The sequence below is a fragment of the Armatimonadota bacterium genome, from assembly GCA_013314775.1.
In the GTDB taxonomy this organism is placed as follows: domain Bacteria; phylum Armatimonadota; class Zipacnadia; order Zipacnadales; family JABUFB01; genus JABUFB01.
This window is the reverse complement of sequence record JABUFB010000006.1, coordinates 92,558-106,878: the sequence shown is the minus strand read 5'-3', so window position 1 is coordinate 106,878 and position 14,321 is coordinate 92,558. Positions and strand designations below refer to the sequence as shown.

Genomic DNA, 14,321 nt, shown 5'->3' with positions numbered 1-14,321 from the left:
GGGGCTGCAAGGTGTAACATGTCTGCATCGGATGCGTCAGGGCCCGCCTGTGCGGTGCTGACTCACCCGGTGCCCAGGACCGAGAGCGGATCTACCCGCCCAGCGCCGGATGCTGCCGGAGAACCTCCAGATCGCGCCGGCTGCCGTCGATGATCAGGCTGATGTCGGCTCGGTGACAGACGAACCGCGCGCCCTTATCCAGCCAGCTCCGGGTGGCCTCCACCGTGAACCCGTGTAGGCCGGGCGCCACATTGTTGCGCCGGGCGGACTCGAAGATGTCCTCCATGGCCTGCACCACCTGCGGGTGGTTGTGTTGGCCGGGGAAGCCCATGCTCAAGGACAGGTCATTGGGCCCGATGAACACTGCGTCGATGCCGGGAGTTGACAGGATGCCCTCGCGGTTGGCATGCCCGGCCGCGGTCTCGATCTGCGCGATGATCAAGATCTCTTCGTCGGCCTCGCGGCAGAAGTCCAGCATGGGTCTGGCGACATACTCGTCATGAGCGATGTTGTTGGCCATGCCGCGCTCCCCCACGGGCGGGTACTTGGTCTGGCGGATGATGTCTGCGGCCTGTTCGGCATTGTCCACGTGGGGGCAGACCAGACCATCCGCGCCGAGATCGAGATAACGCGCGAGCCAGTGGCCCTGGAACGCGGGAGCTCGGACGATCACGAGCAGGCCGATGTCCCGGGCAGAACGGATGAAGCGCGCGATGGTCTCCACGCCATACCAGGAGTGTTCTGTATCGAAAATCACGAAGTCGTAGCCAGCCTGCTTGATCATCTGGCAAGTGCCCGGTGAGGCGACTTCGAGGAACATGGTGCCGATCAGTGCTCGATCCGACCGTAGGCGATCTTTGGCTTCGCGTCTTGTCATGATCTGTCTCCCAGGGTGGTTGCTATGGGTATGGCCGTCATCATGCCCGATGGATGGCGCAGGATGCCGCGCCTGATGATTCTGGATGCGAGCACCACTTCGAGAAGGAGTGGCACCCGTCTGCCCACCGGCTTGCGCCTATTCTCCTTGCAGGATATGATTGCCTGCGGCCCGTTGGAAATGGGAAAGCACACCAGGACGAACTACTGAGCGGACCATGCATCGAAAACTGACGCTGTTCAGCCAGGCGACGCCCCTATCTGTCGCGCTTCTCATTCTCGCCGTGGGATTTTGCCCTTCCTACGCCGCGCGGTCAACAGCGAGAGAGACTCCGGTGCCGCCGCACATCCACGACCATGTGCCGGGTGAGCCCCCGCCGCCTGCGCTGGAACCTGAGCCTGAACCGGAACCCGAGCCTGAACCGGAACCCGAGCCGGGGCCGCCTGTGGAAATCGAGCCCGTGCCGGCGGAGCCAACCATCGCGCTCCCGGACACCGACGTCCTGCGCTTCGTCAGCCCGAAGCCTAACGGGATCTGGCGAGACCGGGAGACAGTGACCATCCGCTGGATCGCGCCCAAGTCCGCGACCCAGGTGCGCATCTACTACTACGGTGAGCTCTGTCAGCTCGGGGGCAAGGACCGCGGGAGATTCTCGGGCGTCGTCAAGGGCAATATGCTTCCGAACACCGGGCAGGTCAGCTGGCAGGTGCCCTGGCTTGACGGCCCTGCATTGCGCCTGCGTATTGGCGCGTATGATGCCGCGGGCAATCTGATTGCCGCTCACGAGATCCCGGTGATTCTGTGGCCGCGGGAGTTCGAGGACTTGCCGGACACTTGCATCGCTATCAGCAAGCGCCTGCAGCGGCTCTACTACTTCGAGGGCGGCAAGATCAAGCGCATGCACATGATCTCCACGGCGGTGCCGCCCTTCCAGACGCCGAAGATGAAGCCGGGTTCCCGTGGCAGCCGAGGCGCGATGGGCAAGGTCTTCAACAAGGCGCTCAACCCCTTCAGCAGCCTGTACCGGGTACACATGCCCTACTGGCTGGGGATCACTTCCAGCGGCAGCCACGGAATCCACGCCACCTCACCGGGGTACTACCGGCTCCTGGGCAGGCCGGCATCCCACGGCTGCGTGCGCCAGCACAAATCGGACGCCCAGGTGTTGTATTCCATGGTGTCTGTGGGCACGCCGGTTTACATCTATTGAGTCTATCGGCGACCAATGAAGATGCAGCTTGAGGGCATGGATGAACAGAGTCTGGACGGCGTGCTGGAGCGCATCACTTTCCATGCGCCAGACACCGGCTGGACCGTTGCCCGGCTCCAGGTGAGCGTGCACCAGGTCGTCAATGTTGTGGGCAACATGCTCAGCCCCGATGTGGGAGAGAGCGTCCGGCTGTTCGGCGAATGGGCCGACCACCCTCAGTATGGCAGGCAATTCCGGTTCACACGCTACCAGCTTGTGCGGCCTACTTCCGCCTCCGCGATCCGCGCGTATCTGGCCGGCGGCCTCGTGGAAGGCATCGGGCCGGCGCTTGCTGAGCGACTGGTGAAGCGCTTTGGCGATAAGACCCTGGACATTCTCGACTCTGCGCCCGAGCGCGTCTGCGAAGTGCCCGGCATCGGTGAGAAGCGCGCCGCCGCGCTGCTGGAGGCTTGGCAACGCCACAAGACCGTGCACCGCATCATGGTGTTCCTGCACGAGAAAGGCATCGGCGGGGCAATTGCCGGACGCATCTATGCGCGGTACGGCGACCAGTCGGTGGAGATACTCGAACGCGAACCGTACCGGCTGGCCAAGGACATCCGGGGCATCGGGTTCCTCACGGCCGACCGGATCGCGCGGGTGGTGGGCATTGCCGCCGAAGACCCCTCGCGCATTGAGGCCGGGCTGTTGCACGTGCTGGACTCCGCGACCGGGGAGGGCCACCTGTTCCTGCCCGCCGAATCTCTCCTGGAGCGCGCTGAGTCGCTCCTCGACGTCTTCCGACAACACATCGAGATGGGTTTGGACCGCCTGGTTGTCTCTGAGGATGTGGTGCGCGAAACACTGGGGGATGAGACGGGGATCTTCCTGAAGCGCATGCATGAGGCGGAGTGCCAGGTGGCGGGCATCCTGTTGCGCCTGACGGATCTCGAGATGGACGGAGCGCCCACGAAAGACCAGATTCTCGCCTGGCTCAAACGCCGCGAGACCATGGGCGCAACCGAACTGACCTCCGAGCAGGCGCAGGCGGTGGTGACTTCACTGCGCAGCGGGTTGTGCGTGATCACCGGCGGCCCCGGCACCGGGAAGACAACTGTGACCCGGGCCATTGTGGATGCCTGCCAGACCCTGGGCAAGCGCATCTCCCTCGCAAGTCCGACGGGCCGCGCCGCGAAGCGCCTGGAGCAACTTGCCGCTCATGCGGCGACAACGATTCACCGCCTGCTCGTGTATGACCCCTTCCGAGGCGGGTTCAAGCATGGCCCGGATGAGCCGCTGGATACCGACGTGGTGCTGGTGGACGAGGCCAGCATGCTGGATATCCTGCTGGCCAGGGACTTGCTGCGGGCATTGCCGGATCACGCGCGCCTGATCCTCGTGGGCGACGCCGATCAGCTCCCCAGCGTGGGCCCGGGCAATGTGCTGCGGGATATCGTGGATTCGCGGGTGGCCCCCGTCTGCCGGTTGACCCAGGTTTTCCGACAGGCCGAGGGCAGCGATATCATCCGCAGCGCTCACCTGCTGAACCGCGGCGAGTCCCCGCGCTTCCCGAAACATGAGCAGTGGCTCAAGGAACGGGGCGACTGCGTCTGGCTGGAGGAGGAGGACCCGGAGGCGGCCGCTGATCGGGTGATCCGCACTGCTACCCAGAGCCTGCCGAAGATGGGGTTCCACCCGCGGGAGATCCAGGTCATTACTCCGCTGCACCGCGGGCCCATCGGGGTGAAGGTGCTCAATGAGCGGCTGCAGGAGGCCCTCAATCCGGCGGGCCCGGGAAGGCGCGAAGTGCGACGCGGCGAGACGGTGTTCCGCGAGGGCGACCGGGTACTGCAGACCGCGAACAACTACGACAAAGGCGTGTACAACGGAGATATTGGCTTCATCAGCGCCATCGACCGCGAGCGCGGGGTGCTGGTGGTGGAGTACGAGATGGGCCGGGTGGAGTACGGGGCCGACGAACTTGAGGATCTGGCGCTGGCGTACGCACTCACGGTCCACAAGTCGCAGGGCAGCGAGTACCCGGCCGTGGTGATGGTGATCCACGCGAGCCACTACATCATGCTCCAGCGCAATCTCCTGTATACCGCATTGACCCGGGCGCAGCGCATGGCGTGCATCGTGGGCAACCAGCGAGGCATCTGGCGGGCGATCAACAACGTCTCCCAGCGCGACCGCTTCACCCGGCTTGCGGAGCGGCTGTCGGGGAGGGTGTGAGGCGGGCTTGCCCCTCACCGTGGCACTGGTCTCGCAACACTGTGGTATGATTGGGCCGTGGCCGACAGCATCGTCGCGGGAGTGAACCATGGACAGGCCTCTGATCGAGGTCCCGCCGGAACTTGAGGCTTTCCTGGCCAGCACCAATCCGTGGTGGCGCGGAGACCCGCTGCCTCCCTTGCCTGAGTTCCGGCGCTGGATGTTCCCTCACGCCCTGCAGCGACTGGAGAACGGCCTCGCTCCAGTCACCGTGCTTCGCGGTCCACGACAGGTTGGCAAGACCACTCTGCAGCAGCAGATCATTGAGCATATGCTGCAGGAGAAAGGATACGCGCCGCGCCGCATCTTCCGCGTCCAGTTCGATGACATCGCCTCGCTGCGCGGCATCGCCGATCCGGTACTCACCCTCTGCCGATGGTTTGAGAAGTCAGTCCTGCAGGACACATTCAACGGCATGGCTCGCAAAGGAGAGCCCGTCTTCGTCTTTCTCGATGAAGTGCAGAACCTGCGGGACTGGGCGGACCAGATCAAGGCTCTTGTCGACCACCAGGCCGTCCGGGTGCTGCTTACGGGGAGCTCTGCACTGCGAATCGAGCGGGGCCGCGACAGCCTCGCGGGACGCATCACCACCTTGGAGCTGGGCACCCTGCTTCTGCGAGAGATCGCCGATCTGCAAGGGATCGGCGGCGGTGGACACGAGCCACTGCTACGCCTCAACGGCTTGGCGCCGCTGCTGGAGAAAGCCTTCTGGGAGTCGGTCCGCGATCAGGGGCTGAAGGAACGCGAAACACGGGACGCAGCCTTCGCAGCTTTCGCGCAGCGCGGCGGGTATCCGATGGCACAGGCGCGCCAGGACCGGCCCTGGGAGGAGGTGGCCGATCAACTCAATGAGACGGTGATCCGCCGCGTCATCCAGCACGACTTGCGGCTCGGGGATCGCGGGATTTCGAGGGACCAGGGGCTTCTTGAGGAGTTGTTCCGTCTCTGTTGCCGGTACGCCGGCCAGGCACCGGGGCATGGCACCTTCGTCGCCGAGCTTCAGTCGGCACTGTCCACGAACGTGGGCGCTCAGCGGGTGAACACCTATCTCCGCTTCCTCAATGACACGCTGCTGGTGCGTCTGATCGAGCCTCTCGAACTTCGGCTCAAGCGCAGGAAGCATAACCGCAAGCTGTGCCTGTGCGACCACGGCCTCAGGGCCAGCTGGCTCCAAGAACAGATACCACTGACACCAGACAGCCTGGCGCAGGCTTCGCACCTGACTGATCTCGCGGGGCACATTGCAGAGAGCATCCTCGGCTACTACCTGGGTGATTTGCCCGGCCTCGATGTCGCCTGGTTCCCGGAGCGCCCGTCAGAGCCGGAAGTAGACTTCGTCCTGACCGTCGGCGAGCATCGCATTCCGCTCGAGGTGAAGTACCGCAAGTACGTGGACAAGCACCGCGACACAGTGGGCCTCAGGGCGTTTCTCGAGAAGACCGTCTATAACGCTCCTTTCGGCCTGCTGGTGACCCTGGCCGACGGCGTAGTTGTGGACGACCCGCGGATTGTCGCTCTGCCGCTGTCGTCGGTTCTGCTGATGCGTTGACGCGCCGTTGCAGTCACCGAAAGCCACCGCCTTCTGTGGCCCTCTTCGGCGGGGTAGAGCCATTGTCCATAGGGCCCCGACTTCTGCCTCACCGCCCCGTGGGCCACGGTTGTCCCGGTCTTGCAAAGCCTTTCTCCTCGCGAAGCCCCTGGTTGTCCGGTGCAGCCCCACCGCGCTCCTGCTGTTCAATACCCCGGCGTGCTCCACGGCTCGCGCATGGCCTGCTCAAGGGCGTCCGCCCAGCGCTCTACCTGCCCGGCCTTGCAGAACACGATCAGGCAGGTCATGGTGTCCTCGGTGAGTTCGATCTCGGTTTTCCCCGGATGAGTCTCGTAGGTCACCCATCTGCCGTCGATGATGTCCCCCACGAGGGTCACCATCTCGTCAGCCGGCAGGCGCGAGTGGAAGCGCGTCGCGCCCTGGGAGAACGGGCAGAGCAGCACGGCTTCGGATACGGGCAGCGACTTGCCGTCCAGCGAGAGACAGGCCACCTGCGCCTCGCCCGAGATAAGTGGCGCGCTGTCGAAGGTCGCCTCTCCCGAACAACCCACACCCACCAGAATCTGCTCGCCCTTTGTCGCGGTGAAAGCCGGATAGCGGCTGGCCAGCCGGACCTCGACGTCGGCGTCTCCGGCGGGCAAAGTGATCTGCTTTGCGCCCGGCGGCATCTCGGTGTTGAAGGCCATCACGAACTGGCCGCCTGAACGCAGTGGTTGGCGCGCGATGTGCACCCCATCCCAGGGCTCGGGCGGCCCGGAACCTCTGACCGCCACACAGTAGAGCGCCCGCAGTTGCTCGAAGACCGCGTCCGGCGCGCCCAGTTCCAGCGGGTCGGTGCAGTAGTAGACCAGCCCTGCCCCCACTTGGTTCATGAAGACCACAGGGTCGCCGTTCTCCGTGGTGATCAGTTCCGTCGCCCCGGCGCTGCGCACCGCGACGCACGGCTTCGCCTGCCAGTCCTCCCGTAGCCCGAGCATCGCCTGTCCCGGTTGCGCGTCACGGGCAGGCGGCAGGTAGATCTCGCGCACGAACTCCACCCCGCACAGTTCCTGGAGCCTGTTCTGCCGGGTACGCTTGCGGTCCCAGTTGAGGGACAGGTCGCCGGTGACCAGGAGCCGCCCGCCAGCGCGCACCCAGTTCAGCACTTTCTCGTATGCCGCATCATCGGGGCAGAAGGGAGAGGGCCAGATGAGCACCTTTGTGTCAGCGCTGAGGGCATCGATGTGGTGCTCGTTGATCACGTTGAACTCGGTCTTCAGCGACAGCAACGCGCGGAAGGCGTTATGGGCCACCTCGACTCCTACCTGGCCATGTGAACCCAGGCGCATGTTGTCCGGGAGCAGCACCGCGACTTCGGGCGCCTGGTAGACCGGGCGCAGGTGGCGAAGAACCAGGGACAGGTTACGGTGCCAGTACGCCACATCCTTGGGCAGGTAGCCGTTGGGGTACAGGACGCCCCAGGGGAAGACCGATTCGCTGGCGTCGCGCAGGCACCAGTTTTGCACCTTGCAGGCGCCCATGCCGAACCCGTAATGGGCCACCGCCATGAACAACCGCTTCTGCTCCTCCTCGGTGCGCACCAGATGGTAGCCCCCAGCGCGCTTCTCGGCAGACCATGCAGGATGCGTCTTCACGCCATATTCACCAAGCCCCAGGGACTTGCCTCGCATACGCAGGTCGATGAGCCGCAGAGTGAGAGGCAGTTTGTTCACGTCCTCATAGGGGCGGTCGAAGTAGCCGATATTCGAGGCATCCTGCCCGTCGATGGTAAGGATCAGGTCCAGGCCGCCGTGCGGGCGCTGATAGTATTCGGATGTGATGGGATGCTCAGAATCTTTGCTGCGCACGGCCTTCACGTGGCGCTCAACCCAACGCTTCGTGAGCCACACTTCGAACCGCATGCGGTCACACTCGCGAACACTGCTCCAACCCCCCGGCGCGGGCGGCGGGAATGTCAGCTCGCCCCAGTCGCCGTAGACCTCATCGCCCCAGCTCCGGGCGAGCGCCTCCGCCGAGCCGTACTTGTCCGCGAGCCACTGGTTCCAGAGCTTCTTGAGGGCATGGGTGTCGTCGAACTTCATGAAGAAGTCGCCGTTCAGGTAGTACAGGAGACCCGGGTACTTGCCCATGTACTCCCCGTATGCCTCGCACTGGAGCGCCTGCTTCTCGAGGTCCTCCTCGCTGATGGCCACATTGTGCCCCACAAGCTGGCAAGGCATGAACACCAGGCCCTCGCGCTGACAGGACTGTGCCATGCCCTCGAATTGCCGCCAGTCTTCGGGCCGGAACACCCAGCCGGGACGGCTGAACTGCAGGTTCTCGTAGACCTCGAACCCGAAGTCTCGGGCGGCGGTATGTTCCTGCATCCACGCGTACGGATTCTCGTGGGCGGAGTTGTAAGTGTAGGCGTAGGTGTCGCTGCCGAAGAGGAAGATCGGCTCACCATTGAGGTGGAAGTAGTTGTCGTGGAATCGCAGTTCAGGCCCGCTCGCGGCCACTTGGTCGCGCTGGACGATGAACCCGCTGACCATGCGGTCGACGGGGGCATCTCCGGCGATCAGCGTCGCGGTGATGCGGTACAGGTCCGCCGCGAAGGTCCCGGGCGCGAAGGTGGCTTCCGCCTCGTCGCTCTCTCCGGGCCCCACGGCGAGTGCGACCTCGAGTTCCTGCGCCTGGCCGCTGCCCTGGGGCTCCAGGCGGAACACAACGCGGCAGTCTTTCGCATCGCCGCCCCAGTTCTCAACCTTGACGGACAGCTTCACTGGTTCGCCGTCCTTGTAGGATGCCAGGTCCGTACGCAGGTTGTGCAGGAACAGGCCCTGGGACATAAATCGCGCGAGGTTCACTAGCGCCCGGTCGATCTCCGGGCTGGTTCCGTCGAAGATGTCGCGATTCTCGACGCCGAAGTAGCCCCACATTGACCCGGCGTAGAAGCCGTTGTAGTTCACCATCAACGCCCCTGCGGCGCCACGCTTGCGTCCGAACCGGTCGCGGGAGTCAAGAAGCTCAACCCAGCGTGCATTGTCGTAGCCCTGCACGCCGGCGGCAACCCAGCCGTTCACGTCCCCGCGCAATTTGCATTCCGGATCGACGATGAATTGGTTCTGCCCGGCGCGGAGTTCTCTCGCACGACGCAGCGGGTAACTTGCGTCGAAAACGCCGATCTGGGAGGGCGCAAGCTGGAGCCCGTCCTGGGGGTCTCCGGTACTCGTGTTCATCGGGCGCGGATCGGTGCCGGTGATGTCGGCAAGCCGAATGTCGTCGAACCACGCGGTTCCGGTGGCCCGGTAAAGACCGGCTTTCAGGTGCAGGCGCGTGGTGCCGGGGGCGGGGGAGAAGTCATACTGGAACCGCTGCCAGTCCGTGGTCCCGCGCACCACCGCGAAGTCCTTCCACTTGCCCAGCTTGTTTTCGTCGCCATACTCGTACAGGGCGAGGTACGCGAACCCGTTGCCCAGTTGCTGCACGTTTTCGGTCCGCACCCACCCGCTCACGCGGTAGCGTGCCCCGCGCTTCGGAGTGATGTCCAGGTACCAGCGGTCTTCGCGCGGCTCCTGCGGGGTCACTGTTATCTTCGCGCAGAACCTGCCCTCGTGCGGATTCTCGTCGGAGATGGTGCACGCATCCCCGTCTCGTCGCCACCTGCCGTCCAGTTCTGTGCCGCCGGTCGGCGCATCCTGGGAGCTCTCGAACCCGCCGTCAGGCAGCACGGACTTGTTCAGCGCCTCGGCGAGCGCTTTATCGAGAGCCTGTGCCTCGGGTAGCCAGGTGTCCCCCTCTCGGACCAGCAGGTTCTCGAAGGCATACCCGCCAGTGGAGATGAAATGCCCGCCAGAACGCAGGAAGCGGATGAAGCTTGCCCGCGCCTTCGCCGGGAAGGACTGGCCATACGGCAGCACAAGGATCCCGAATTTCTCGGAGCTGAGCTGCGCGGGTGAGGCCAGTTGTTCGGCGTCGAGAAAGGTCACGGTGAACCCACTGTCGGACAGAATCTGCCCGAGCCGCTCGGGGGAGGATGCCGCGCCTTTCACCGGCAGGTCGGGCTGGCGCAGGATCGCGATGGCATTCTCGCGGCGCCCACCTGCGGCGCCCAACCGCACTTCGTCGAAGCCGAAGGCACGCGGCCCGGCGACGAGGGTCCAGTTGTCAAACCACGCCTTGCCCGTGGCGCCGAAAATCCCGCACCGCACCGAGATCATCTCCGCTCCGGGAACCAGGCTGAAAGTATAGTCATAGCGGGTCCAGTCCCGGGTCCCCTTCACCTGAGCGAAATCCTTGAACTCAATCCAGTCGCCGTCGGCGTTGAGCTGGTAGATGGCAGCGTAGGCGTATCCCTGCCCCTGGATGTCCTCGGTGCGCACTTCCACCGAGCAGGAGAAAGTGTTGCCCACGCCCTCGGGAATGACTTCCTGAGAGCTTCCACCCTCGCCGTCAAACATGAGGCCGCGTCCAGTGCGGCCGGTCTCGACGATTTGCGCCGATGGGGGCTTCGACCAGCCGCCCGCGCGCTCGTAGCCGCCGTTGAGCAGAAGGGAGGCGGGCTCGTCCTGGGCCACGGCGGTTAGTGTGGTGAACAGCAGGGGGATCAGCAGAAGGGCGCACAGACGCATTGTCGGGTCACTCCCAGGATCGCCGGAGGAACTTGCGGCGTCGCGATCATGAGCTCGGCGATTATGTTTCTTCCGGCGCGTCAGCAGTCCTTCCGAGGGGCATGTTGGGGGGGTGAGCGTGAGGCACCCCGGCGCTGGTGACCGGGGTGATGTCAGTCTGCACCGGTCTTTGCTGCGTCATTGGCTTCAAAGGCTTCGCGGGCCAGGTCTTCCACCGCCGGCGCGCTCGTGGCCCCGGAGACGCCCTCTTCGGCATTCTCTTCCTCGGGCGGGTCCATGGCCCAGCGCTTCAGCACTTCGGACCGGTCGAGGCTCCAGTCTCTCGCTTCATTCTTGGTCGCGTCCATCCAGCCATTGAGGCGCTCAGCCAGTCCGTCACCAGGGGCCTGCGGAGTGGGCCGGATGGAGACTTCGCCCTCTTCCCGGTACTTGTAGAACATCCTGCGGGCCTGCTGCTGTCCCTCGGGAGAGCGGAAATGGGGAATTGCCCGGTGGTACTCGTCGAGCTCGCGCTTGAGGGCGTCGCGTTGCCGCTCGCGTTCGAGGAGCTGCCGGGCATCTGACCAACCTACGACAAGGGGGAGGGTAATCGCACCGCGGGTAAGAAACAGCAGCCAAAAGAGTATGGCCCCGGCGATCACATATCGCCGCGACCCCGGTCTCAAGACCTCCCAGATCCGGTCCATGAAGCTGCAGTCGCTATCGTCGCGATCGTGGCGGTTCATCTGCGGCAGGTGACCCCAATGGCTGCGAAGAGAAGTTCAGCAAATCACAACACGCCGCGACACAAGAGGCTTGTGCCAGTATAGCGCGGTCACAGGCTGATGACAAGCATAACCAAGCCGCAGGTGTCAACGCAAAGTAGAAATGTCCGGTTTTGTGCAAAGTAGAAATGTCCTACTGCCGTTGGGGTCGGGAGTCTCCTTTGTAGGGTTTCTTCCACGGGTGGTCTGCCTTCGGGGTGACGGCTGTGCCTTTGGCCGCTGCCCTGTAGGGAGGGCGTAGCCCGACCGGAAGGGCAGCGGCGGCGCCCGTCGGGGTGGGGGTTATCGTCACGAACTGCAAGTACTGATCCCGCCATCGCAGCCAGATGCTACCGTCCAGGCGCTGTTCCACGATCAGCTTGCTTTGCACTAGGCCCGGCGCGGCGCTTTCTTTTTTGATCTGGTAGCGCTGGTTCTTGAACCGGATCGTGTAGTCCCGCGTGACCACGCGCTCTTCCTGGTGGCTGAAGATGGCGTCCAGGTCCAGGCCCTCGCAAGTACGGTGGGCGTCCGTATCGCAGGCGGGCGGAACCGTGAAGCGTTCATTGAATTGGGGCATGTAGCGCTCCTGCAGGAAGCGATTGGCTTCTTCTATGGTGCGGATGTTGTCCAAGCGCATCAGTTTGACCAGCCGGTCCTGAGCGGTGTCGAAGCTGCGTTCCACCCGTCCCTTGGCCTGGGGAGAATGGGCCGTGAACCACGTGATGTCCAATTCGCGCAGGGCGCGCCCGATCTGGGTCTCGGGCTCCAGGCCTTCCAGTTGCTCTTCCACGCTGGCCGGGCGGTTGACCCGGAAATGGCTTGCCTTGTCGCCGTAGAAAGCCATAGGGCGGCCATGCAGGGCGATGTAGTCGCGCAGGATCGTCATGTTGGCCTGCGTGTCGTCCGCTTCAAAGAAGCGCATAGTGACGCGACTGGTGGCGTCGTCGATGAGGGTGATGAGCACCGCGCTCTCGCCCCGTCCTTCAAACCAGTCATGCTCGGAGGTGTCGATCTGCACCAGTTCGCCAAAGCACTCCCTGCGCGGGCGCCGCTGTCGATAAACGGCCTTGCGGCGCTTGGGCTTCCACAGCTCTTCGGCGATCATCCACTGGCGCAGGGTCTCGCGACTGACCGATAGGCCGTGGCGTTCGGCAAGCATCTCCGCAGCAAGGGTCGGGCCGAAATCGCGGTAATGCTTGCGCACCTGGACCATGACCTGTTCCCGGAACTCCTGGGGCAGACAGCGATTCGACGGCCTGCCGCGAGACTTGTGAACAAGGCCGGCGTCGCCTTCGTGCTCATAGCGCCGCACCAGACGCCGCACATGGCGCTCAGTGCACCCCAGCAAGTCCGCGGCCTGGGCCTGGGTCAACTTGCCGGCACCACCGCCGGGTCCTGCCAACTGCGAAACGATCTTAGACAGTCACGCTCTTTTACGCTCATGAGTAGTTCCATCCCGGATAGTTCGCCGCGCGACGACGACGACACTACCACCGGACATTTCTACTTTGCACCAACCGGACATTATCACGTTGCGCTTACACATAACCAAGCCGCAGGGCGAGACCATCGGTCTTGCAGGATGCGAGGCTGCCTCGTGTGCTGTCGGCCTTCGGATGAAACCGTCGCCTGTCGCCCCCGTTAGGGGCTCGAGATGCATCGCGGGGCGGCAATACGGGGGCTTCCGCCCCGGCGACAGGCTGTCGCCGACTCCGCGGGCTTGGAGGCAAAAAGCCCACCGACGCGATCCTGACACGCTTGGAAAGCGGAACTCGTTTCTAGCGGAGAGCGGATGATCACAGTGGGCCCAGACGAGCTTGAGTCAGCGATCAGATCACGCGCTGATGGCTGGAAGACCGAAACGCACCCCTGACCGCGCTGCATCATCCTATGAAACTACGATGCATGGTATTATGTTCTAATGCGTATCCGGGGGGACACTGGACTACCGGAGCGAGCTAGTCCGGACACAAAGGAGGTCGGACCGATGGCAGTCTTTCGACCCGTGCCCCTGCTGCTTCTGGGCGCAGTCATCCTGTGGCTCACGGGATGTGGCAGTTCCGACGAGGAAGCTTCTTCGAGCCAGGTCAAGTCCGCCCATCTGTATCAGGCCGCTCCTGGCGATCCGCCGGTGATCCGCATGGGCTGGCGCGAGAACAGCACGACAACGGTCATCGCGTGGCTCGTGTTCCGGGGTCAGTTCTACGGTTTCAACGCCGCGCAGGAGGCACTGATCGACATCATCGACGGCGAGGATCTGCCGGTCTACGAGGACACTCAGACGAACCATCCCCTCGTCGCCTTCTCACGCGACTTCACTTACCTCTACCGAGGCAATGAGGAGGACGGTTCGATTTCCGCGACCTACACCCACCCCGGCGTAGCTGTGGGCCAGACTTACTACTATCGTGCCCGGGTTATCGCGCCGCCGAACTCGTCAGCCCCCCCAATTTCCACCGCAGCATCCGACGACCTTGACGTCGATCCACCTACTGCCCTGAGTGAGGCCAGCGCGCCACAGGGACCGGTGACCTACTTCCTGGCCCCCACGGGAACAAGACCGACTTCCATGTCCACCGTGAACCCGCGCGCTGTGGCATTCAACTGGAACAACTCCACAGGGGCCGATGAGTACCAGGTGCGGGTCTACAGCAACTCCAGCGCAACGGGCCAGCCGATTGTGCAGTCGCCCGTGGTCTACTCCGTCGGGACTTTCGGGGCATGGACCTACAGCCCCGCATCCACCAGCGCTCTGAAGGGAAGCACGAACTATTACTGGGTGGTATGCGCGCGGAAAAGCGGTCAGGCAGAGCCTACCTGCGGCACCGAGAGCGGCTGGGTGAAGAGTGCGGTGATCCCCTTCGTGACTTCGCCCACGCCGCCATCAGTGCCGTAGCGGAGGCTGTCGGTTACTCCAGGGCGTTGATACCATCAACCGGCGTCCATTCCGGATCTCGCGGGATGGGATCTGGGGTGTTTGTCGCGGTTGCAGGCCGCCTGCCCATGGAGTACAATGCCCTTCCACCAAGATCGTCCCAGCAGCGGGCGACGGAAGTAGCGGCAAGGTTTTTGGAGG

At 64.0% G+C, this 14,321-nt stretch carries 8 protein-coding genes; 4 read left to right on the top strand and 4 right to left on the bottom strand.

The window, feature by feature from the left end:
• Window positions 1-91: 91 nt before the first annotated feature.
• On the bottom strand, window positions 92-877 hold the full coding sequence (locus HPY44_06145; GenBank protein NSW55575.1) for a hypothetical protein: 786 nt from the start codon (window positions 875-877) through the stop codon (window positions 92-94).
• A 217-nt stretch (window positions 878-1,094) separates the two neighbouring features.
• Between HPY44_06145 and HPY44_06140 the strand changes: the two genes are divergently transcribed.
• From HPY44_06140 to HPY44_06130, 3 genes are all read left to right on the top strand, one after another.
• Window positions 1,095-2,087, top strand: coding sequence for a L,D-transpeptidase (locus HPY44_06140; protein NSW55574.1), 993 nt, complete (start codon window positions 1,095-1,097; stop codon window positions 2,085-2,087).
• A gap of 15 nt (window positions 2,088-2,102) precedes the next feature.
• Window positions 2,103-4,301 carry an ATP-dependent RecD-like DNA helicase gene (locus HPY44_06135; GenBank protein NSW55573.1) on the top strand — a complete coding sequence of 733 codons (2,199 nt, stop codon included), beginning with the start codon at window positions 2,103-2,105 and terminating at the stop codon, window positions 4,299-4,301.
• An 88-nt stretch (window positions 4,302-4,389) separates the two neighbouring features.
• On the top strand, window positions 4,390-5,889 hold the full coding sequence (locus tag HPY44_06130) for an ATP-binding protein (protein ID NSW55572.1): 1,500 nt from the start codon (window positions 4,390-4,392) through the stop codon (window positions 5,887-5,889).
• A gap of 185 nt (window positions 5,890-6,074) precedes the next feature.
• Here the strand turns inward: HPY44_06130 and HPY44_06125 are convergent, their stop codons facing one another.
• From HPY44_06125 to HPY44_06115, 3 genes are all read right to left on the bottom strand, one after another.
• Window positions 6,075-10,499, bottom strand: a complete 4,425-nt coding sequence (locus HPY44_06125) for a beta-galactosidase (GenBank protein ID NSW55571.1) — start codon at window positions 10,497-10,499, stop codon at window positions 6,075-6,077.
• Window positions 10,500-10,651: 152 nt separating this feature from the next.
• On the bottom strand, window positions 10,652-11,224 hold the full coding sequence (locus HPY44_06120; GenBank protein NSW55570.1) for a hypothetical protein: 573 nt from the start codon (window positions 11,222-11,224) through the stop codon (window positions 10,652-10,654).
• Between the two features lie 172 nt (window positions 11,225-11,396).
• A complete protein-coding gene (locus tag HPY44_06115; GenBank protein ID NSW55569.1) occupies window positions 11,397-12,617 on the bottom strand; it encodes an ISNCY family transposase in 1,221 nt (406 codons plus the stop codon).
• A gap of 615 nt (window positions 12,618-13,232) precedes the next feature.
• On the opposite strand from HPY44_06115, the gene HPY44_06110 reads away from it, so the two are divergent.
• Window positions 13,233-14,141 (top strand): hypothetical protein, encoded by a 909-nt coding sequence (locus tag HPY44_06110; protein NSW55568.1) that lies wholly within the window; start codon window positions 13,233-13,235, stop codon window positions 14,139-14,141.
• Window positions 14,142-14,321 lie beyond the last annotated feature (180 nt).